General features: G+C 67.5%; 20 protein-coding genes. 16 read left to right on the top strand and 4 right to left on the bottom strand.

Features of this window, described 5'->3' with window-relative positions; translation table 11 throughout:
• Window positions 1-12: 12 nt before the first annotated feature.
• Window positions 13-1,524 carry a cryptochrome/photolyase family protein gene (locus tag ACSQ86_RS05075; RefSeq protein ID WP_436308557.1) on the bottom strand — a complete coding sequence of 504 codons (1,512 nt, stop codon included), beginning with the start codon at window positions 1,522-1,524 and terminating at the stop codon, window positions 13-15.
• Here ACSQ86_RS05075 and ACSQ86_RS05080 point away from each other — a divergent pair.
• The 6 genes from ACSQ86_RS05080 to ACSQ86_RS05105 are packed head-to-tail and all read left to right on the top strand — an operon-like array spanning window position 1,523 to window position 6,039.
• Window positions 1,523-2,122 (top strand): YqgE/AlgH family protein, encoded by a 600-nt coding sequence (locus ACSQ86_RS05080; protein WP_093109560.1) that lies wholly within the window; start codon window positions 1,523-1,525, stop codon window positions 2,120-2,122. The genes ACSQ86_RS05075 and ACSQ86_RS05080 overlap by 2 nt on opposite strands.
• 11 nt (window positions 2,123-2,133) lie before the next feature.
• On the top strand, window positions 2,134-2,556 hold the full coding sequence (ruvX, locus tag ACSQ86_RS05085) for a Holliday junction resolvase RuvX (protein ID WP_093109607.1): 423 nt from the start codon (window positions 2,134-2,136) through the stop codon (window positions 2,554-2,556).
• On the top strand, window positions 2,553-3,047 hold the full coding sequence (gene pyrR, locus ACSQ86_RS05090) for a bifunctional pyr operon transcriptional regulator/uracil phosphoribosyltransferase PyrR (protein ID WP_093109561.1): 495 nt from the start codon (window positions 2,553-2,555) through the stop codon (window positions 3,045-3,047). Before ruvX ends, pyrR begins: the two co-directional genes overlap by 4 nt.
• Window positions 3,047-4,009, top strand: coding sequence for an aspartate carbamoyltransferase catalytic subunit (locus ACSQ86_RS05095; protein WP_093109562.1), 963 nt, complete (start codon window positions 3,047-3,049; stop codon window positions 4,007-4,009). The genes pyrR and ACSQ86_RS05095 overlap by 1 nt, the downstream gene beginning before the upstream one ends.
• A complete protein-coding gene (locus ACSQ86_RS05100) occupies window positions 4,006-5,277 on the top strand; it encodes a dihydroorotase (protein ID WP_436293752.1) in 1,272 nt (423 codons plus the stop codon). The genes ACSQ86_RS05095 and ACSQ86_RS05100 overlap by 4 nt, the downstream gene beginning before the upstream one ends.
• A gap of 18 nt (window positions 5,278-5,295) precedes the next feature.
• Complete coding sequence (locus tag ACSQ86_RS05105) at window positions 5,296-6,039, top strand: lysophospholipid acyltransferase family protein (RefSeq protein WP_093109564.1); 744 nt, start codon at window positions 5,296-5,298, stop codon at window positions 6,037-6,039.
• A 154-nt stretch (window positions 6,040-6,193) separates the two neighbouring features.
• Here the strand turns inward: ACSQ86_RS05105 and ACSQ86_RS05110 are convergent, their stop codons facing one another.
• Window positions 6,194-7,585, bottom strand: coding sequence for a PLP-dependent aminotransferase family protein (locus tag ACSQ86_RS05110; protein ID WP_093109565.1), 1,392 nt, complete (start codon window positions 7,583-7,585; stop codon window positions 6,194-6,196).
• 346 nt (window positions 7,586-7,931) lie between these two features.
• On the opposite strand from ACSQ86_RS05110, the gene ACSQ86_RS05115 reads away from it, so the two are divergent.
• From ACSQ86_RS05115 to ACSQ86_RS05150, 8 genes are read left to right on the top strand one after another with little or no spacing between them, the layout of a single operon-like run.
• Entirely contained in the window at window positions 7,932-8,414 is a 483-nt protein-coding gene (locus tag ACSQ86_RS05115) for an MSMEG_0572/Sll0783 family nitrogen starvation response protein (protein ID WP_436293751.1), read from the top strand.
• A 14-nt stretch (window positions 8,415-8,428) separates the two neighbouring features.
• Window positions 8,429-9,484 (top strand): Nit6803 family nitrilase, encoded by a 1,056-nt coding sequence (locus tag ACSQ86_RS05120; protein WP_436308558.1) that lies wholly within the window; start codon window positions 8,429-8,431, stop codon window positions 9,482-9,484.
• Window positions 9,447-10,517 (top strand): MSMEG_0568 family radical SAM protein, encoded by a 1,071-nt coding sequence (locus tag ACSQ86_RS05125; RefSeq protein ID WP_436306256.1) that lies wholly within the window; start codon window positions 9,447-9,449, stop codon window positions 10,515-10,517. The genes ACSQ86_RS05120 and ACSQ86_RS05125 overlap by 38 nt, the downstream gene beginning before the upstream one ends.
• 2 nt (window positions 10,518-10,519) lie before the next feature.
• Window positions 10,520-11,080 carry an MSMEG_0567/Sll0786 family nitrogen starvation N-acetyltransferase gene (locus ACSQ86_RS05130; protein WP_093109569.1) on the top strand — a complete coding sequence of 187 codons (561 nt, stop codon included), beginning with the start codon at window positions 10,520-10,522 and terminating at the stop codon, window positions 11,078-11,080.
• Window positions 11,077-12,078, top strand: coding sequence for a sll0787 family AIR synthase-like protein (locus tag ACSQ86_RS05135; RefSeq protein ID WP_436302898.1), 1,002 nt, complete (start codon window positions 11,077-11,079; stop codon window positions 12,076-12,078). Before ACSQ86_RS05130 ends, ACSQ86_RS05135 begins: the two co-directional genes overlap by 4 nt.
• Complete coding sequence (locus ACSQ86_RS05140; RefSeq protein ID WP_436308559.1) at window positions 12,071-13,243, top strand: MSMEG_0565 family glycosyltransferase; 1,173 nt, start codon at window positions 12,071-12,073, stop codon at window positions 13,241-13,243. Before ACSQ86_RS05135 ends, ACSQ86_RS05140 begins: the two co-directional genes overlap by 8 nt.
• Before the next feature lie 13 nt (window positions 13,244-13,256).
• Window positions 13,257-13,541, top strand: coding sequence for an MSMEG_0570 family nitrogen starvation response protein (locus tag ACSQ86_RS05145; RefSeq protein WP_436302900.1), 285 nt, complete (start codon window positions 13,257-13,259; stop codon window positions 13,539-13,541).
• Window positions 13,542-13,573: 32 nt separating this feature from the next.
• Window positions 13,574-14,857 (top strand): MSMEG_0569 family flavin-dependent oxidoreductase, encoded by a 1,284-nt coding sequence (locus ACSQ86_RS05150; RefSeq protein ID WP_436308560.1) that lies wholly within the window; start codon window positions 13,574-13,576, stop codon window positions 14,855-14,857.
• Window positions 14,858-14,869: 12 nt separating this feature from the next.
• Here ACSQ86_RS05150 and ACSQ86_RS05155 read toward each other — a convergent pair whose 3' ends face one another.
• Window positions 14,870-15,940 (bottom strand): NUDIX domain-containing protein, encoded by a 1,071-nt coding sequence (locus ACSQ86_RS05155; RefSeq protein ID WP_436302902.1) that lies wholly within the window; start codon window positions 15,938-15,940, stop codon window positions 14,870-14,872.
• Between the two features lie 331 nt (window positions 15,941-16,271).
• Between ACSQ86_RS05155 and ACSQ86_RS05160 the strand changes: the two genes are divergently transcribed.
• A complete protein-coding gene (locus ACSQ86_RS05160; RefSeq protein ID WP_436308561.1) occupies window positions 16,272-16,415 on the top strand; it encodes a hypothetical protein in 144 nt (47 codons plus the stop codon).
• 78 nt (window positions 16,416-16,493) lie between these two features.
• On the opposite strand, the gene ACSQ86_RS05165 is transcribed toward ACSQ86_RS05160, so the two are convergent.
• Window positions 16,494-18,230 carry an IS1634 family transposase gene (locus ACSQ86_RS05165; protein WP_436308562.1) on the bottom strand — a complete coding sequence of 579 codons (1,737 nt, stop codon included), beginning with the start codon at window positions 18,228-18,230 and terminating at the stop codon, window positions 16,494-16,496.
• 1,477 nt (window positions 18,231-19,707) lie between these two features.
• On the opposite strand from ACSQ86_RS05165, the gene ACSQ86_RS05170 reads away from it, so the two are divergent.
• Window positions 19,708-20,811, top strand: coding sequence for a hypothetical protein (locus ACSQ86_RS05170; protein ID WP_436308563.1), 1,104 nt, complete (start codon window positions 19,708-19,710; stop codon window positions 20,809-20,811).
• Window positions 20,812-21,197 lie beyond the last annotated feature (386 nt).

Genomic DNA, 21,197 nt, shown 5'->3' on the forward strand with positions numbered 1-21,197 from the left:
GGGGCAGGGCCCTCAGGCGCTGCCCTTTCTCTTGTCGAGCGCCTGGCGCACCACCCCATAGCGCAGCAGCGTCCGCTCCCGCGCTTCGGCGTGGTCGACGATCGGCTTCGGATAGTTCTCGCCCAGCTTCACCCCGGCCGCTTCCAGCTCCAGCGGCTTGGCGGTCCATGGCGCGTGGATCGCCGCGTTGGGCAGCTTCGCGAGCTGCGGCAGGTAGCGGCGGATGAACTTGCCTTCGGGGTCGAAGCGCTCGCTTTGCGTCACGGGATTGAAGATCCGGAAGTAGGGCTGCGCATCGCAGCCGCTGGAGCTCGCCCACTGCCAGCCGCCGTTGTTCGACGACAGCTCGAAGTCGTTGAGGTGCAGCGCGAAGTAGCGCTCGCCGCGCCGCCAGTCCAGCCCGAGGTCCTTGCACAGAAAGCTGGCCGCCACCATGCGCAGCCGGTTGTGCATGTAGCCGCTCTGGTTGATCTGCGCCATCGCGGCGTCGACCAGCGGGTAGCCGGTCTGGCCCTGGCACCAGGCGTCGAACAGCAGGTCGGCGTGCTTGCCGTGATGCCACTGGATCTTGTCGTACTCCGGCCTGAAGCTGCGCGACTCGCCGCCCTCGGCCACATGCGGATGGTGGGCCAGGATCTGGAAATAGAAGTCGCGCCAGATCAGCTCGCCGAGCCAGGTCGCGGCGCCCGCGCCGCCCTGCTGCGAGAGCTGGTGCGCCATGCCCGCGAGCTGCCGGATCGAGACCGTGCCGAAGCGCAGGTGGACGCCCAGGTAGCTGGGGCCGCGCACCGCGGGGTAGTCGCGCGCCGTGTCGTAGCGGTCGATGCGCTGGAAGAAGTCGCCCACCAGTGCGGCGGCGCCCTGGCTGCCGGTCGGGATGTCGAGCTCGGCCAGATTGCTGGGCTCGAAGCCGATCTCCGCCAGTGTCGGCACCGGCGCGCCGAATTTCTCCGGCGCGGGCGCGAGCGCATCGGCGTAGCCGCGCGCGGGGTAGGGCTTCAGATAGAAGGCATCGACCTTGGCCAGCCAGGCGCGCCTGTAGGGCGTGAATACCGTGTAAGGCTGGCCGGTCTGGGTCAGCAGCTCGTCGCGTTCGAAGACGGCCTGGTCCTTGTGGGTGTGGAAGGCGATGCCGGCATTGGCGAGCGCGCCGAAAACCTTGGCGTCGCGCGCGAGGGCGTTGGGCTCGTCGTCGCGGTTCGCGAACACGGCCTGCACATCCAGCGCGCGCGCCAGCGGCGCGATTTCGTCCTCGGCCACCGCGTGGCGCACGATCAGCCCGCCGCCCAGCGCGCGCAGCTCGGCATCGAGCTCGACCAGCGATTCGCGGATGAATTCCACGCGCCGGTCCACGCGCGGCAGCGCATCGAGGATCGCGCGGTCGAAGACAAACACGCAGACCACTTGCCGGCAATTGCGCAGCGCGTGGTAGAGCGCCGCGTTGTCGTCCACCCGGAGGTCGCGGCGGAACCACATCAGGCCCTTGGGATAGCTTTTGTCGACGGCCAGTAAAATCGGCGGCATGGCCTCCGATTCTGCCCCGATGAACCTCACGCATCACTTCCTGATTGCGATGCCGGGGCTGGAAGACAAGGCCTTCAGCCGCAGCGTGGTCTACCTCTGCGAACACAGCGAGCGCGGCGCGCTCGGCCTGGTGATCAACAAGCCCAGCGACATCAATCTCAAGGTGCTGTTCGAGAAGATCGAGCTTCACCTCTCGCGCCCCGAGCTCGGCAGCGCGCCCGTGTTCCAGGGCGGCCCGGTGCAGACCGAGCGCGGCTTCGTGCTGCATGAGCCGGTGTTCTCCGATGCCGAGAGGCCCAACGAATCCGTCTACGCCTCGACCATGACCATTCCCGGCGGGCTGGAGATGACCACTTCCAAGGACGTGCTGGAGGCCCTGGCCACCGGCGCCGGCCCGCGCAAGGTGCTGGTCTCGCTCGGCTACGCGGCCTGGGGCGAGGGCCAGCTCGAATCCGAACTGGCCGAGAACAGCTGGCTCACGGTGGTTGCCGACCCGGCGGTGATCTTCGACACGCCGATCGAGCAGCGCTACGACCGGGCCCTGTCGCTGCTGGGCCTCGAGGCCTGGACGCTGTCGCCCGACGCGGGGCATGCGTGAGGGTTTTGGCGATGCCTGACAGCGCTGCCCCTCCTGCTTCCGTTCCCTCCCATTTCCAAAGCTTCCTGGCCTTCGACTTCGGGCAGAAGCGCACCGGTGTCGCGAGCGGCAACCGGCTGTTGAAGAGCGCCACGCCGCAAGCCACCATCAAGGCCGAGGGCGACGCACGCTTTGCCCAGGTCGAAGCCCGCATCCGCGAGTGGCAGCCCGACGCTCTGGTGGTCGGCGTTCCCTACCACCCCGACGGCGCGCCGCACGACAACACCCGGGCCGCCCAGCGCTTCGCCCGCCAGCTGAGAGGCCGCTTCGGGCTGCCCGTCTACGAGGTCGACGAGCGCTACAGCACAACCGAGGCGCTGGCCTCGGGTGCGCGCGATGCCGATGCCGCGTCGGCCTGCATCATTCTTGAACAGTTCCTGAGGAGCCTTCCGTGAACTCCATTCCCGACGCCGAAGCGCTCTACCTCGAGCTGCTGCGCGGCGTGAAATCCCTGATGCGGCCCGACACCCGCCCGGTCGGCATCACCTCCGGCGGTGCCTGGCTGGTCGAGCGGCTGCAGAAGGACTTGGGGCTGCCGGGCGCGCCCGGCACCATCTCCTCGGCCATGCACCGCGACGACTTCGCGCGCAGGGGCCTGGCCGCGAGCGCGCAGACCCATCTGCCCTTCGACGTCAATGGCGCCGACGTGCTGCTGCTCGACGACGTGCTCTACACCGGCCGCACCCTGCGCGCGGTGCTCAACGAGCTGTTCGACTTCGGCCGGCCAGCCTGCGTGCGGCTGGCGGTGCTGGTCGACCGCGGCGGGCGCGAGCTGCCGGTGGCGGCCGACTTCGCCGCGGCCAAGCTCGAGCTACCCGCCGAGCAATCGCTCGCCCTCGCGCATGACGACAAAGGCGTATTCAGCTTCAAAGTGGAAAAAGCCTGATGCTCTATAAACGCAACCCCCAACTCAACAAGAACGGCGAGCTGATCCACCTGCTCTCGATCGAGGGTCTGCCGAAGGACATCGTCACCCACATCCTCGACACCGCCGCCAACTTCACCAGCGTGAGCGACCGCGAGGTGAAGAAGGTGCCGCTACTGCGCGGCAAGAGCGTGTTCAACCTCTTCTTCGAGAACTCGACGCGCACCCGCACCACCTTCGAGATCGCGGCCAAGCGGCTGTCGGCCGACGTCATCAACCTCGACATCGCGCGCTCGTCGGCGACCAAAGGCGAATCGCTGCTCGACACCATCGCCAACCTGAGCGCGATGGCGGCCGACCTGTTCGTGGTGCGCCACAGCGAATCGGGTGCGCCCTACCTGATCGCGCAACATGTCGCCCCGCACGTGCACGTGGTGAATGCCGGCGACGGCCGCCACGCGCACCCGACGCAGGGGCTGCTCGACATGTACACGATCCGCCACTACAAGAAGGACTTTTCCAACCTCACGGTGGCGATCGTCGGCGACGTGCTGCACTCGCGCGTGGCGCGCTCCGACATCCACGGCCTCACCACGCTGGGCTGCGCCGAGGTGCGCGTGGTCGGCCCCAAGACGCTGGTGCCGGGCGATATGGCGCAGATGGGCGTGCGCGTGTGCCACACGCTCGAGGAAGGCATCAAGGACTGCGACGTGATCATCATGCTGCGGCTGCAGAACGAGCGCATGAGCGGCGCGCTGCTGCCTTCGTCGCAGGAATTCTTCAAGACCTACGGCCTCACGCCCGAGAAGCTGCAGCTCGCCAAGCCCGATGCGATCGTGATGCATCCGGGGCCGATCAACCGCGGCGTCGAGATCGACTCGGCCGTGGTCGACGGCCGGCAGAGCGTGATCCTGCCGCAGGTCACATTCGGCATCGCGGTGCGCATGGCCGTGATGAGCATCGTCGCCGGAAACGAAGCATGAAAATCCTGATCACCAATGGGCGCGTCATCGATCCTGCGTCGGGCATCGACCGCCAGGCCGACGTGGCCATCGCCGACGGCAAGGTGCTCGCCATCGGCAGCACACCCGCCGACTTCCGCGCCGACCGCACGCTCGATGCCCAGGGCTGCCTCGTCGTGCCCGGCCTGGTCGACCTGGCCGCGCGGCTGCGCGAACCCGGCTACGAGCACGAAGGCATGCTCGAAAGCGAGATGGCCGCGGCGGTGGCCGGCGGCGTCACCAGCCTGGTCTGCCCGCCCGACACCGACCCCGTGCTCGACGAGCCCGGCCTGGTCGAGATGCTCAAGTTCCGCGCCGAGAAGATGCAGAGCGCGCGCCTGTTCCCGCTCGGCGCGCTCACGCGCGGCCTCGCCGGTGAAGTGCTCACCGAAATGGCCGAGCTCACCGAGGCCGGTTGCATCGGCTTCGGCCAGGCCGACATCCCGCTGGGTAACACGCAGGTGCTGCAGCGCGCGTTGCTCTACGCCAGCACCTTCGGCTACACCGTGTGGCTGCGCCCGCAGGACCGCGACCTGGGCAAGGGCGTGGCCGCCAGCGGCCCGCTCGCCACGCGGCTCGGCTTGGCCGGCGTGCCGGTCGCGGCCGAAACGATCGCGATCTTCACCATCGTCGAACTCATGCGCAGCACCGGCGCGCGTGTGCACCTGTGCCGCCTGTCGAGCGCGGCCGGCGTGGCCCTGGTGCGCGCCGCCAAGGCCGAAGGCCTGCCGCTCAGCTGCGACGTCAGCATCAACTCGCTGCACCTGGCCGACACCGACATCGGCTACTTCGACAGCCGCGCGCGGCTCAACCCGCCGCTGCGCCAGCAGCGCGACCGCGATGCGCTTTCCGCCGGGCTGGCCGACGGCACCATCGACGCGCTGGTGTCCGACCACACGCCGGTGGAGGCCGATGCCAAGACCCTGCCTTTCGCCGAAAGCGAGCCGGGCGCGACGGGGCTCGAACTGCTGCTGCCGCTGGCCTTGCAATGGGGCGAGCAGAGCGGCGCCGGACTGGCGCGCGCGATCGAGGTCGTGAGCGCGGCGCCGGCAAAGCTGATCGGCGTCGAGGAAGCGGGCCGGCTGTCGCCGGGCCTGGCCGCCGACCTCTGCGTCGTCGATCCCGCGCTCGAATGGCAGGTACGGCCCGAGGCGCTGCGCAGCCAGGGCAAGCACACGCCCTTCGGCGGCTACGCGCTGCGCGGGCAGGCGCGCTTCACGCTGGTGGGCGGACGGCTGGTCCACGGCTGACCGGGGGAACACCGCGCGATGCAGGCCCTGTCCGCCTTCCTGAAGCTGGTGCGCGCCCTGGCTCACGCGCATGTCGGCTGGTGGACCATCCGCAGCCAATTCCACAAGCTCTCGCCCGCGGAGCGCGAGCAGCGCGTGCAGCAGTGGGCCGAGCGCATGCTGACCCTGATGGGCATCCGCCTCGTGGTGCAGGGCACGCCGCCGACCCACGGGCCGGTGCTGATGGTGAGCAACCACCTCTCGTGGCTCGACATCCTCGCCATCCACGCGGCGCGCCACGTGCGTTTCGTCTCCAAGGCGAACGTGCAGTACTGGCCGCTGATCGGCACGCTGTCGAACGGTGCCGGCTCTCTGTATATCGAGCGCGAACGCCGCCGCGATGCGCTGCGCGTGGTGCACCACATGACCGAGGCGCTGAAGAACGGCGACCTGATCGCGGTGTTCCCCGAGGGCACCACCAGCGACGGCAGCAGCGTGCTGCCCTTCCACGCCAACCTGCTGCAGGCCGCCATCTCCTCGGGCGCGCCGGTGCAGCCCATCGCGCTGCGTTTTGCCGATGCCGCCACCGGCGAAACCAGCCAGGCGCCGCGCTACATCGACGACGACAACCTGGCCAGCTCGCTGTGGCAGGTGCTGAAGGCGCCGCCGCTGCTGGCGATCGTGCGCTTCGGCGAGCCCCAGCCTGCCTGGGGCCGCGATCGCCGCGCCTGGGCGCTTTCGCTGCATGCCGACGTGCAGGCGCTGCGCCGCCAGACGCACTGAGCAGCCAGCAAAAAAACAGCGCCCCGTTGGGCGCTGTGCAACGGCGCCGTAGCGCCGGGAGGAGGAACTGAATGTGCAAGCAGGTTAGCCGTCGCCTCCCTCCCGCCCTGCCGGAGAAGGCAATGCGCGCACGTGGGCGTTGGCCTACAGGGCGCTACATCACCGTGGCGTGCGGATGCAGCGGATGGGCCAGCGTGTCGGCGATCAGGCGCAGCGCGTGGTCGCACGCCTCCCGCGACATCGGCCCGCCGAGGCAGATGCGCACCGCCTCCGGCGGGGTGCCGTCGGTGGAGAAGGCCGCGCTGGCGACCACGCCGACGTTCTGCGTGCGCAGGTAGGAAGCGAACTCGACCGGGCTCCAGGCGGAGGAAAGCGGCAGCCACAGATGGAAGCCCTCGCTCTGCGCGGCGATGCCGTGCGCGCCCAGGTGCCGGCTGGCCAGGGCCTGCCGGACGGTGGACTCGGCGCGGATGGCCTGCAGCATGGCGTCGGCCGTGCCGTCTTCCACCCACAGCGTGGTCAGCGCGTTCGTGATGGGCGATGACATCACGGTGGTCGCGCGCATCGCGCCGGCCAGCCGCTGCGACTGCCGCGCGCCGGGGGAGCGCACGTAGGCGCTGCGCAGGCCCGCGCCCAGGGTCTTCGAGAAGCCGGTGATGTAGTAGGTCAGTTCCGGCGCCAGGGTGGCGATGGCGGGCGGCACCTGCCGCGGCAGCATCGCGTAGGCGTCGTCCTCGATGATCGGAATGGCGTAGCGCAGCGCGATGTCGGCCAGCGCCTCGCGGCGTGCGCGCGACATGGTGGCCGTGGTCGGGTTGTTGAGCGTGGGGTTGCAGTACAGCGCCTTCGGTCGCAGCGTCTTGCAGGCATGCTCGAAGGACTCGCCCATCGGCCCCTCCTCGTCGAGCGGCAGGGCATGCAGCTGGATGCCGAGCTGGGTCGCGATCGCCTTCACGCCGGGGTAGGTCAGCGCTTCCACGCAGATCAGCTCGCCCGGTCGCGCGAGCTGCGAGAACAGCGCGGTGAGCACGCTGTGGATGCCGGGGCACACGAGGATCTGGTCCAGCCGGCAATCGGGAACGCGGGGCCGGATCCACTGCATGCCGGCTTCGCGGTCGCGCGCCGTGCCGCCGAAGTCCTGATAGCGCAGCAGTTCGTACATGCCGGCTTCGGCCATGACGCGGCCGGCGCTCTCGCTCATTCGTTCCAGCAGCGCCGCATCCTGCGGCTCGGGCGGCAGGTTCATCGTCATTTCGGCGCCGCCACCGCCGCGCAGTGGAAGGCTCGGGCTGCCGCCGCGGATGAAGGTGCCGGTGCCCGAGCGCGAATCGATCAGCCCGCGCTTGCGCGCCTCTGCATAGCCGCGTGCAACGGTCGTGTAGTTGAGATGCAGATCGGCCGCCAGGTCGCGCAGCGTGGGCAGCTTGTCGCGCGCGATCAGGCGGCCGGTGCGGATGTCGTCGGCGATCAGGTCGGCCAGCAGCAGGTAGGCCGGCTTGTTGCTGCTCTCCAGGCGCTTTTGCCATTGCTGGGTGGTCTTGCTCATGGGGTGGTTGATCGCATGGGTTGATTGCATGGGCGCAGCACATTCGACGCATGAAGCGTGCCGGGCTTCTCTGGCCCGGATGCATTGATCGCGTGCATGCAGGTCCATTGATCGGGTGCATTGATTGCATGGCGGGTGCCTCAATCGAGTGCAAAAGCGGCCACCTGAACCTCGTCCGGCGGCCCTTTGGCGGGCCTAGGAATTTTTTTGCCGGGCCCCAGGCCGCACCGCTTCTCGTTGATCGCGACTTGATCGCAAACAGGCCGCCGGCCAGTGGCACAGAGCGTGCGAAATCGAAGGGCGCGCAACCCACCGATCAACGTCTTTTCCTCTACCGGAGTACCTCATGCCCAAAGTCCTCAAACCCGCGAACGCCGCCGGCGAACACCTCGTCGACTACGAAGAAAAAGTCTTCGAAGACGTGAAGGCCGAAGCGGGCGAGAAAGCGCTCGTCACCTTCCACACGGTCGCCTTCGAAGGCTCGATCGGCTTCGTCAACCTGCTGCAGGCCACGCGCCTCAAGCGCAAGGGCTTCGAGACTTCCATCCTGCTGTACGGCCCCGGCGTCACGCTGGGCGTGCAGCGCGGCTTTCCGACGCTCGGCGACGAAGCTTTTCCGGGCCACCAGAACTTCAACAAGCAGATCACCAAGTTCATGGAAGAGGGCGGCAAGGTCTACGCCTGCCGCTTCGCGCTGCAGGCGCTGTACGGCCATGGCGAAGGCGCGCTGATCCCGGGCATCACGCCGATCAATCCGCTCGACGTGCTCGACATCATCCTGCTGCATCGCAAGGCCAACGCCTTTATTTTGGACACCTGGACGCTGTGAACCGGGGCGCTGCCATGTCGACACCACGCATCGTCCGGGCCGCTGCGATTCAGATCGCGCCCGATTTCGAGAACCCCGACGGCACAGTCAACAAGGTCTGCGAGGCCATCGACGAAGCCGCGGCCAAAGGCGCGCAGCTCGCGGTCTTCCCCGAGACCTTCGTGCCCTACTACCCGTACTTCTCCTTCGTGCAGCCGCCGGTACAGCAGGGCCCGGCCCATCTGCGGCTGATGGAGCGGGCGGTCGTGGTGCCGGGCCCGGTGACGGACGCGGTGGCCGAACGGGCCAGGGCGCGCGGCGTGGTCGTGGTGCTGGGCGTGAACGAGCGCGACCACGGCAGCCTCTACAACACGCAGCTCGTCTTCGACGCCGACGGCCGCCTTGCGCTCAAGCGCCGCAAGATCACGCCGACATACCACGAACGCATGATCTGGGGCCAGGGCGACGGCGCCGGGCTCAAGGTGGTCGACACGCGGGTCGGCCGCGTCGGCGCGCTGGCCTGCTGGGAGCACTACAACCCGCTGGCGCGCTACAGCCTGATGGCGCAGCACGAAGAGATCCACTGCGCGCAGTTCCCCGGCTCGCTGGTCGGGCCGATCTTCGCGGAGCAGATGGAGGTCACGATCCGCCATCACGCCCTGGAGTCGGGCTGCTTCGTGGTCAATGCCACGGGCTGGTTGGCCGACGAACAGATCCGCGCCGTCACGCCCGACGAAGGCCTGCAGAAGGCGCTGCGCGGCGGCTGCCACACGGCCATTGTCTCGCCCGAAGGCAAGCACCTGGCGCCGCCGCTCACCGAGGGCGAGGGCATGGTGATCGCCGATCTCGACATGGCCTTGATTGCCAAGCGCAAGCGAATGATGGATTCGGTCGGCCACTACGCGCGGCCCGAGCTCCTTAGCCTGGCGCTGAACGACCGCCCCGCCACGACCACGCAGCCCATGCACGGCACGCCCGCATCGGGCACTTCATTCAACGACACCGGGAGCACCCGCCATGACCACGAGCGAAACCCCATCGAGCCGGCAACTGATGACCGAGCTGCAGTCCTTCGGCTTGCGGCTGGCTGATCCGGGCGCCGGCGCGGCCAGCCGCCGCGGCGGCGCGGGGCCGTCGGACCACAAGGCCGTCACAGTCGACGGCCACACGATCATGGTGCCGGTCCACACCTCGAGCGCGTGGAACTCGCCGTTCACGGCGCAGGCGCCGGATGCGGAAGGCCGCAGCACCCTCACGCGCGGCAGCATCCCGATCGCGCGCATCAGCTTTCCGAAGCAGCCGCGCTTCTATGCCATGCAGACCTTCGACGGCGTGCCGTACTCGCACATCGCGACGCTGCACGGCTCGGACGTGCTGGCCACCACCGTGCTGCAGACCTGCATCCGCTACGAGAGCCGCAAGAAGAGCTGCAAGTTCTGTGCGATCGGCCAGTCGCTCGCGGCGGGTCGGACCATCGCGCGCAAGACGCCCGAACAGCTGGCCGAGGTCGCGCGCGCCGCGGTGCTGCTCGATGGCGTCAAGCACATGGTGCTGACCACCGGAACGCCGAACGCCACCGACCGCGGCGCGCAGATCCTCTGCGAGAGCGCCTTCGCGATCAAGGCGGCGGTGGACATTCCGATCCAGGGCCAGTGCGAGCCGCCCGACGACGACCAGTGGTTCCATCGCATGAAGGCCGCGGGCATCGACTCGCTGGGCATGCACCTCGAAGTGGTGACGCCCGAAGTGCGCGAGCGCGTGATGCCTGGCAAGGCCAGCGTGCCGGTCGCGCGCTACATGAGCGCCTTCGAGGCGGCGGTCGGCGTGTTCGGCCGGGGGCAGGTCAGCACCTACATCCTGGCCGGGCTGGGCGACACGCGCGAAGCGATCCTGGAGATCTGCGACCGCCTGCTGGTGCTCGGCGTCTATCCCTTCGTGGTGCCCTTCGTGCCGATCAGCGGGACGCCGCTGGAAGACCATCCTGCGCCCTCGCCGGAGTTCATGAAATCGATCCTGCAATCGCTCGGCCGCAGCTTGGGCGAAGCCAATCTCCGGTCCAGCGACATCAAGGCCGGCTGCGGCAAGTGCGGCGCCTGCTCGTCGCTGTCGGTCTACGAAAGCTGAACATGCCCTGCATCCTCGATGACGTCGTCGAACCGGCCTTGCAGTACGCGCCGGTCGAGTTCCTCGTGCGCGAGGCCGCGCAGGCCTGGGAGCGCGACGAGGCGCATGCCTTGCGCCGCGCCGTCTTCTGCATCGAGCAAGGCATCTTCGCCGGCGACGACCGCGATGCGATCGATGCGCAGGCCCAGCTGCTGGTGGCCATGTCCTGCCTCGGCGGCATGCCCGACCAGGTGGTGGGCACGGTGCGCATCCACGAAGCGGCGCCGGGCCTCTGGTGGGGCTCGCGGCTGGCGGTGCATCCCTCGTTCCGCAGCCAGGGGCACCTGGGCGCGACGCTGATCCGGCTGGCCGTGTCGCGCGCGCATGCGCAGGGCTGCGAGACTTTTCTTGCGCATGTGCAGTCGCAGAACGTGGCGCTCTTCCACAAGCTGCACTGGCGCTCGCTCGGCGAACTGGCCATCCACGGTCGGCCGCACACCGAGATGCAGGCGGAGCTGGATTTCTATCCGCCTTGCCACGATGCCGTGAGCGGTTTCGTGTCGCGTCGCAAGGGCACCGCATGACAAGCCTGGCCGAGATCGTTGCCGAGCTGCGCGCGAGCCGCGGCTTCGCGCACAAGCGCGATATCTCCGATATCGTGTCGGCGCTCGGCCAGGCGCTGCCGGGCGGCGCTGCCGACCTGTCGCAGGTGGTGCCGCTGGGCGACGACTGCGCGGCCATTCCCGACGGCCAGGGCGGCTATCTGCTCTTCGCCATCGAAGGCCTGGTCGAGGACTTCATCGAACGCATGCCCTGGTTCGCGGGCTACTGCGCGGTGATGGTCAACGTGAGCGACATCTACGCGATGGGCGGCCGGCCGACGGCTGTCGTCGATGCGCTTTGGAGCGCCGGCATGGACCCGGCGGACCAGATGCTCAAGGGCATGGCCGAGGCCTCGGCGAAATACGCGGCGCCGATCGTCGGCGGCCACAGCAACAATCGCAGCACGCGCCCGCAATTGGCGGTGGCGATCCTGGGCCGCGCGCGGAAGCTGCTGACCAGCTTCTCCGCGCGCCCCGGCGACCAGCTCGTGATGGCCGTCGATCTGCGCGGCGCCTACGAGGAGCCCTTCCCCTACTGGAACGCATCGACCCGCGCTCCGGCCGCGCGGCTGCGCGGCGATCTGGAGCTGCTGCCGCAGCTGGCGGAAGCGGGCCTTTGCGATGCCGCCAAGGACATCAGCATGGCCGGTGCCGTGGGCACGGCGCTGATGCTGCTCGAATGCTCGCAGGCCGGCGCAGTGATCGACCTGGACGCTATGCCGCGTCCCGCCGGCGTGCCCCTGCTGCGCTGGCTGAGCTCCTTCCCCAGCTACGGCTTCATCCTCAGCGTGCGCCCCGAGAAGCTTGCCGGCGTGCTGGCCCGCTTTGCCGCGCGCGACCTCGCCTGTGCCGTGGTGGGCGACGTCAACGACACGCGCACGCTGGTGCTCAAGCAGGGCGCCGAGCGCGAACTGTTCTGGGACCTGAACCGCGACGCCTTCATCTGCGAGGCTGCCGATGCGCAGGTGCTCCATGCGTGACGAAGGTCGCACGCAGGCGCCGCTGAAGATCGGCCTGCTCACGCATTCGGTCAACCCGCGCGGCGGCGTGGTGCACACGATCGAGCTCGCGCACGCCCTGCACGACGCCGGCCACGAAGTCACCGTGATGGCGCCCGCCGCGGCGGGCCAGGATTTCTTTCGGCCGGTGCGCTGCGCCACCGAACTGGTGCCGGTCGCCGGCGCGTCGCGCAACATGGTGGAGATGGTCGGCCAGCGCATCGAGGCCTATGTCTCGCACCTCTCGGCCTTGCTGCAGCACACCCGCTTCGACGTGCTTCACTGCCACGACGGCATCGGCGGCAACGCGCTGGCCACCCTGCGCGAACGCGGACTGATCGACGGCTTCGTGCGCACCGTGCACCATCTCGACGATTTCGCTGACGCGCAGCTGATGCGCTGGCAGCAGCGCTCGGTCACCGAAGCCAGCCAGGTGTTCTGCCTGAGCCGCCAGTGGCACGAGGTGCTGGCGAAGCAGCACGGCATCGACGCATCGGAGGTATGGAACGGCATCGACACCCGGCGCTTCACGCCCGTGCCCGAAGCGGGCGATGCGGCGCTGGCGCGCAGGCTCGGCATTCGCACGGATGCGCCGGTGCTGCTCGCCGTGGGCGGCGTCGAGGAACGCAAGAACACGCTGCGCCTGCTGCAGGCCTTCATCCGGCTGCGCGCCACGCGGCCCGATCTCCAGCTCGTGGTGGCCGGCGGCGCGAGCCTGCTGGACCACGCGAAGTACGCGCACGACTTCGCCGCGCTGGTGCGGGCCGCCGAGCTGCCGACCGGCCCTCTTCAGCCGCTCCTGATCACCGGCCCGCTGGCCGATGCCGGGATGCCCGGCCTCTATCGGCTGGCCGACGCGGTGGCGATGCCCTCGGTGCGCGAAGGCTTCGGCCTGGTCGTGCTCGAGGCGCTGGCCAGCGGCGTGCCGGTCGTGGTCTCGCGCATCGCGCCCTTCACCGAGTATCTGGACGCGGAGGACTGCAGCTGGGCCGATCCCCTCGACCCGGAATCCATCGCCCGCGCGATCGCGGCCGCATTGGACAGTGCATCACCCGATCGGATTGCCCGGTCCTCTGAACGTCTTGCCCGCCGTTTCAGTTGGGCCACGAGCGCAGAGCGCCATGTCGCGCTCTACCGACGCCGTTGAAGGGAGAAACACCATGCCCGTCATGCATTTCAACGTGCGCTGGCCCGACCAGAGCGAGACGCGCTGCTATTCGCCTTCGCTCGTGGTGCAGGACTACCTGATCCCCGGCCAGCGCTACGCGCTCGGCGATTTCGTGGCCCGCGTGCGCGAGGCGCTGGTCATCGCTTCCGAGCGGGTGCGCGCCAAGTACGGCTTCGCCTGTTCGCAGGCGATGGACCAGCTCGCCGAGATCGAGGCCATCGCCCTGCGCTTCGGCGACGAGCCCGATGCGCAGGTCACCGTGATCGCCTTCGATTGACTTCTCTTCGCCTCCTTTTCGAGATGCCCCACATGCCCACCACTTCAAGCACCCACTACAGCGTCATCATCGTCGGCGGCGGCCAGGCCGGCCTCGCGATGAGTCACTGCCTGCAGCAGCGCGCCATCGAACACCTGGTGATCGAGAAGCGCAGCCTGGTCCACACCTGGCGCACGCAGCGCTGGGATTCCTTCTGCCTGGTCACGCCCAACTGGCAGTGCAATCTGCCCGGCTGGTCCTACACCGGCAGCGATCCGCACGGCTTCATGGTCAAGGACGAGCTCAATGCCTGGCTGGCCGGCTTCGTCGAGCAGGTGCAGGCGCCCGCGCTCGAAGGCGTGAGCGTCGACAAGGTCTCGCGCGCCGGCGAGGCGGATCGCTTCACGGTCGAGACCAGCGCCGGCCGCTTCACCGCCGACCAGGTGGTGGTGGCCTCCGGCGGCTACCACAAGCCGGTGGTGCCGCGCATGGCCGAGCGCCTGCCCTCGTCGGTGGTGCAGTACCACTCGGCGCAGTACCGCAATCCGGCGCAGCTGCCCGAGGGCGCGGTGCTGGTGGTGGGTTGCGGGCAGTCGGGCGCGCAGATCGCCGAAGACCTGCACCTCGCCGGCCGCAAGGTGTTCCTGGCCACCGGCAATGCGCCGCGCTGCGCGCGCTTCTACCGCGGCAAGGACGTGGTCGACTGGCTGGCCGACATGAACTACTACGACATGCCGGTCACCGAGCATCCGCTGCGCGAAGGCGTGCGCGACAACACCAACCACTACGTGACCGGCCGCGACGGCGGGCGCGACATCGACCTGCGCCGCTTCGCGCTGGAGGGCATGGAGCTCTACGGCCTGTTGACCGGGCTCGACGGCGACCTGCTGCAGTTCCAGCCCAACCTGCGCGAGCACCTGGATCATGCGGACCAGGTCTTCAACAGCATCAATGCGTCGATCGACAAGTTCATCGCCGGCAACGGCATCGATGCGCCGCCGGGCGTTCCTTACGTGCCGGTGTGGGAGCCCGCCGAGGAACGGACCACGCTGGGTCTGCGCGCGTCGGGCATCACGAGCGTGCTGTGGTGCATCGGCTTCCTGCCCGACTTCGCCTGGGTCGATGCGCCGGTGTTCAACGGGCGCGGCGAGCCGATGCACCTGCGCGGCGTGACGCAGCAGGCCGGGCTCTATTTCCTCGGACTGCCGTGGCTGCACACCTGGGGCTCGGGTCGTTTCTCCGGCGTGGCGCGCGATGTGCTCTACCTGGCCGAGCAGATCGAAGCCCTGCAGCGCGGGCGCGCGAGCACGCCGCTCGCGGCCGAAGCGCTCGCCTGAAGCGAAGAAGGCTCAGGCCAGCGCGGCCGGCCGGGGCAGCAGCCCGAGGAAGTGATCGAGCATCTGGAAGTGGTCGTCCAGGAACTGCTCTTCGCGCGCGCACAGTTCGCCGATCGGCACCCACTCGACGGCCTCGGCGTCGTCGTCCGCGCGCACCGCCGGCAGCTCGCGATCGCCCAGATCGAAGAAATGCCCGTGGGTGATGGTGCGGCCGCGCTGGCTGCGATCGGGGCGGTCGAAGACCTCGGTGCTGGCCAGGCAGGCGAGCAGCGTGGCGGCCGGAAGATCGAGGTGCGTTTCTTCCTCGAGTTCGCGCAGCGCGGACTGCAGCGTGGTCTCGCGCTGTTCGAGAAAGCCGCCCGGCACCGCGGCCAGGCCCTTGCCCGGCGCATGGCCGCGGCGGATCAGCAGCGCGTGGTCGCGGCATTTCACGACGCAATCGACCGTGACCAGCACCACCGGGTAAGGCGATGCGGCCCATGACTCGTCGTGCTGTCGGAGGATCTCCCACTCCTGCGCAAGCTGGCCGAACAGCGGCGCGGCCATCCATGCGTGCAGGAAGGCGAGAGTGCTCGCCGGCACGGCGCGGGCCAGCGTTTGCGGCGCGTCCTTCGCGTTGCCGAAGATCGCGGCGCGCACCGCGTTCGCACTCGCGGTGTGAACGCGCTCCACCGCTTGCAGCGTCCAGCCTTCGAAGCCGTGGAGGTAGTCGCGCGTGGCGTCCTTGACGTGGCCGATCAGCACGGTCGACGAGGGCAGGGATGCACCTTGCGCGGAGAGCGCCGCATCGATCTCCTGCCGCACCTCGGCGAACCAGCGCTCGTCGTCGAAGTGGTCACGCATCGGCACGAAGAGCACGCGCTCGCGGTCGGCCCCCGGCAGTGCAAGGCGGAGCATCTCCGCGCGCTCCTGCCAGCTGAAGGGGTTCTTCGGCGAACGCGCCTGGAAGGCGGAGCCGATCACCACCGCCACGCGCGGCGCCGCTTCGAGCGCCTTCTTCAGCAGGGCCTGGTGGGCGTTGTGGAAGGGCTGGAAGCGGCCGATGAGGACGGCGAGGTCGTGTGCTGCGGGGTGGGCGGTCATGAGCGAATTCTGGCAGCCGCTGCTGTCGCCTCCGCGGTGCCCCGGTGCATTGCAGCCATGTGTGTCATGACAAAGCGCCTATGGAGTCATGAATACTTAAGGCGTACTCTCAGATGCAATAGCCAGCGCGCCCTTGTCGGATGAGGCGATACGGCCGAACTGGGGTTGGAAAGGACAAAGCGACATGGGGTCACCAGCAGAGATGTGCAAGAGACTTCAACGGTTGTTTGCCTGGATGTTCCTGCTGGCGACGATCTCGCTGTCCAGCTTGGTCGGGGTTGAGATTGTCTTTCCACCTCCGCCCATAGCCCCTCCGCCAGAGCGTTCACTCTTGGATCTCCTCGAGTTCGATCTGCCCGACCCGCAGCTGCTGGCTGTCGTTGTGGCGCTGGTCGTGGAAGTTGCGTCATTCGCCGGCCTGACCATCACGACGCTGCTGGATTGGCTGGACATTCGCCACCACCGCTCTGCCTAGTCCGAAGTTCCCCGAAGCGGCGGACGAGATTCCCTTGTGACTCAAGCACTTGCTTGAGTTGGCGAGGAAGTTTTCTGTCTACGGTTTGATGTTTTGCACGAGCGCGAGGGCGCGCAGGTGCAGCGGCTGCGCGTTGGTGAGGAGCTCGAAGGTGGGCGCCTCGGGGCCGGCCTGAGGGGTTCGGCAGGTATTGCGCGCGATGGTGGCGAGCTCGGCCATCAGGGTGGAGAAGCTGTGCACGGGGGTGCCGTCGTCCAAGGCGTGGCGCGCCGCCTTGGCCAGCGCCGCCTTGGAGCGCGTAGCCGGTGCCACGGGGTCACGCGTGGCCTTGGCGAGCTGCTCGGTGTCGGCGAACATCAACTCGCGCCAGGCCTCGCGCATGTGCCACTCGACGTAGTAGGCCAGCATGCACAGGAAGATGTGCGCGCGCACCCGATCGGCGGTGCGATGGTGGATCGGACGCACCTTCAGGTCGATGGTCTTGAGCGAGCGGAACGCGCGCTCGACGTTGGCCAGCGACTTGTAGTGGCGCACGCAGTCGGGCGCATCCATCTGTGCGGCGCTCACCGAGGTGCGGATGATGTAGAGGCCGTCCAGCGCCGCCTCGGCGGCGATGGCGTCTGTCTTGCGCGCGAAGGTGAAGGCGTTCTCGCCGATGGCCAGCTCGAAGTGCTTGGCCATCTTGTACTGGTTGATGACCTTGCCCACGCGCAAGCCGATCTCATCCTTGCCGGCGAGCTTGAGCGCGTCCACGCGGGCCTTGATCTTCTGGAGGTTGGCCTCGGTGGCCGCGAGCAGTTCCTGGCGCTTGTGCGCGCGCAGCTTGGCGAGTTCCGGATTGCGGCACGCCACCAGGCGCTCGCCCGGATAGTCCGGCGAGCTCAGTTCGAGCAGGTTGCGCTCGTCGAACAAGCCCAGTTGCAGATGGCCCTGCTCGACCAGCGCGCGGATCGAGACGCTCTTCAGCGCGCTGATCCAGCCCACGCCTTCGGTCTCGCGCAGCTCCTGGATCGCCTTGTTGGAGATCATGCCGCGGTCGCCCACCATCACGAGTTGTTCGACGCCGAAGTCTTCGCGCAGCCGCTGGACCTCGGGCAGCAAGGTCTGGCTGTCGGCGACGTTGCCCTCGTGCACCGACACCGCCAGCGGGCAGCCGCGCGCATCGGTGAGCAAGCCGTAGTTGACCTGCAGCAGGCCCTTCTTGCCGTCGCGGCTGTAGCCGAGCTTGGCCAGCGGACAGCAGCTGCCCTCGAAGTAGCTGGAGGACTGGTCGTACAGCACCAGGCCACCGGGGCTCAGATGGCGCGAGGCGAGCTTCTTCTGGATGCGATCCTGGCGCTCGAGCAGCCAGTCCATCGCCGCATACAGGTCGTCCTCGTCGGCGTCGGCGACGCCGAAGTCCTCGGCCAGTGTCGTGGTGTGCCACCAGCGCGTGGTGGCGAGCTTCGTGTGCGGGGCGACGATGCGCGCGGCCACCATCGCCAGCACCAGGTCGCGCTCGCGGCAGGGCCTGGAGGCGAGCAGCGAGGCCATCTCCAGGCTGGCCATCGTGGCGCCTGCCGCCTGCACATGGCCGTGGGGACGCGAGCGCGTGATCTGGAACGCGGAAGCCACGGGCACGAAGGTCTCGCCCTGCAGCGAGCGCCGGATGATCTCGATGAGCTCATCGGGCAGGTGCGAGAGATTGCCCAGGGTCTCGTTCTTGACCTTGCCGTCCTCGCGGTAGCTGCGGCGCAGCAGATGGGTGCGATAGACCTGGTCCTTGTAGGTGCGCGTCGTAGTGACGACGTGAGCGGTACCTGTGCGGGCTGCCATGGGCAGAAATCTAGCCCAAGCACCATCAGTTGTCAAGTATATTTAGTGACTACATGTAGCATCCAAAAAAATCCTCCCAGAAGGAGGATTCATCAGCAGCGACAAGCACTTGTCGCCGTTGGAGTGACTACAGAGGTGGGGAACTTCGGCCTAGTCGGCAAGTGCCCCTCGACAGGCTTCGGGCCGGTTAGAGACCCGCTCGGATTCGCTTAGCCGATGACGGAATCGGTTCACTCGCCTCGCGGTCAATGTCACTGCAAAGCGCCTCGTCAAGGACGGGCGCCTCCCCGTGGAGCAGTCGTGTTCGGGCCGCAAGCACTACAGCCTTGTGCACGGCCTCCGGCAAGGTGCGTCCGTTCAGATAGTCGGCGATCAAGGCTTCGGCGGCTGCAAAGAAAAGGGACATGGCATATCTCCCCCAGCCCCTGTGGGCGCAGCACTGAGTAGACCTCAGCGGCGAGCGCCTCGCCGATCCGGCGCGCCAGTCTCCCCCCGGCCGTCAGGACCGCTCAAGGCCGTCCTGAAGCTTGGTGAAGGCGCCCCACAGCCTCTTACAGACGAGGGTCGCTACTCAAGAAAGCTGGCCCGTATCTGGTCCCCTGCGGTCCCATCTTCGGTGCCATAGCCATCGCCGAGCGCAGCGCACTCGGTGACTACACATTCAGCAAAGGTCCGCACAGCGGGCGGGACCGGTTCACCAGCCTTCAGGAGGCCAGCCATCACAGCCAGCTCTTCGAAAACCTCGGAGGGGTCTCGATTTGGTTCCATGATCGAATATTAGGTCGCAGCCGCGATGGCTTCCACAGGTGAATGACCTTAAAAAGTAAGTTCACGTGCTCCCCAGTGGCTCGACGCGCCCTTGGAGAATTAGGCGGCTTCCTAAGCCCGGCTTAAGTTTGCCGCCCTACGCTTGGAACTGACAGTCAGTCGGCGCTGGTAGAGGTTGCTTCGGCGCCCGCCCTTTACGGGCGGTTCCTCGATGCCGGCGGCTGTCGCGAATTCCAACGCGCGGGCATAAAAAAGCCCGCCTGTCGGCCACCCGAATGCGCACGCTTCGTAGGCTTGCGTGGCCCCGAACTGCGAGGGCATCAGACCAAGCGACTCAGCTTCACTTGCACGCGGGGCGTCGCCCCGCGCTTGTCCCGGCCGTCAAACGATATCAATCAAATCAACAACTTACTGGTGCCTCGACAGGAATCGAAAATCAGGCTGCAGACCGCATGAACGCTAGATTTTTGTCTTCTACGTCGGAAAGATACCGACAAAAGTACCGACAAAAATCGAAGTGTCCCTATTTTGTTGCGTCTTTGATACAGCAGTGGGTGCCTTCGATTCTGCCCGTGATCCGCCCGCGCGTATGTAGTACGCCGACGTGCTCTGCAGCACTGGGCGCGACTGATGCCTCCGATGCCCCAGCATGCTCGCAGATCGACGCACTGATAATCACAGCGTCTTACAAAATCACACGAGGAGACATATGAACTGCGAAGATGCAGCGCGGATCTTCCGCGACTGGGCGCAAGTCGAAGGACTGCTGGCGCCCGCTGCGCCGCCTTTGACACTTAGCGCAAGTCCCGAGGAACTGGCGCTCGTGGTTACGACGGAAGCGGCCAAGCAAGTGTTGCGGTCAAAGCAGGTGCAGTTTGTTGGGTTCAACCCGGCGGCGGCGCAGATCGTCGTGTTCATGAGGTTGCAGCCACCGGCGCCCAAGGCGGTAGCGCGATTGCCACAAGCAATTGGCGAATTCGCCATCAAGTATCGGCAGGGCGTCCCGAATCCAATCGGCAGTGTGCCGGCTGCCGCTCATGGCGCCCCGCCTTACACGATCCGCGCGTCGTCAACGGGCCAGCAGCGGTACACCTGCGGAAGCTCTATTTCTCTCGGCAACTTCGCCAGTGCTGGCACCTTGGGTTGTCTGGTGCGCGACTCAGCGGGCGTCATGTTCGGCCTGAGCAACAACCATGTTTCTGGGGGCTGCAGCTTCGCAGGTGTTGGGATGCCCGTAGTGGCGCCGGGCATCTGCGACGTTCATCCGGGGTCAATTGACGTGCTGACTCTTGGCCGCCACGCCCGGTCGCTCCCGATGGTCCTGGGCTGGCCCGACGTAGTCGATATATCTGCGAACCGAGACGCCGCCATGTTCACGGTCCGCAACACTGAGTCGCTCACGTCCTTTCAGGGCGGCTTCTATGACACCCCAACTGAAGCGGTGCCGCTCATTGCCGGCATCCAAGTCGAAAAGGTAGGGCGGACCACAGGCCACACGGCCGGCTCGGTCGTGACTGAGATTTTCGGCCCCGTTAACATCATGTACCGGGCGCCCCAGTATGAGTTTTCTGGCTTCGTCTTCTTCGAGCACATGTTCTCGGTGGCTGGGACTACTTCCGTCTTTGCCGATGAGGGGGATTCCGGGTCGCTGGTCACATCAGTGGGCCCCGATGGCGTTCGACGGGCGGTCGGCATCGTGGTCGGGGTCACTACAGATGGTTCATCGCCGGGAGGCAAAAGTGCGCTAATCCTCCCCATAATGCCTATACTGGGTCAACTTGGAGTGAGCCTCGTTTCCGGCCACAACGTATGACACCTGACGTACACGTCGCTGCACGCGAATTGCTCGGTGAAATCCGTGCTCCACGCGGTGCGGTCAACACCATGGTCGGGCGCACGCCCTCCGGCCCGGTGATTCGTGTGCTTGTCGATCCTTCGTTGCGCGGGTCGTTGTCCGATCTGCCTTCAAGCTTTCACGGCCATCCTGTGGTCGTTGAAATCAGGCAACCTTCTACTGCGGGCCGGTCGTTCCACTAGCGCGCTCTGGGGTCGTTCGGCGGGGCCTGGCATCCTCTGCGCCTGGATGGGTGCCTGTCGTTCCCTGGTGGTGTGTACGTCGCGCTGGTCCGAGCCGCCTGCGGCTGGTCGCGCGCCTGGGAAAGCGTCTTCAAAACTATCTTTGACCGGCCGCAAAGGGTG

Source organism: Variovorax sp. LjRoot130, from assembly GCF_964253755.1.
Lineage (GTDB): Bacteria > Pseudomonadota > Gammaproteobacteria > Burkholderiales > Burkholderiaceae_C > Variovorax.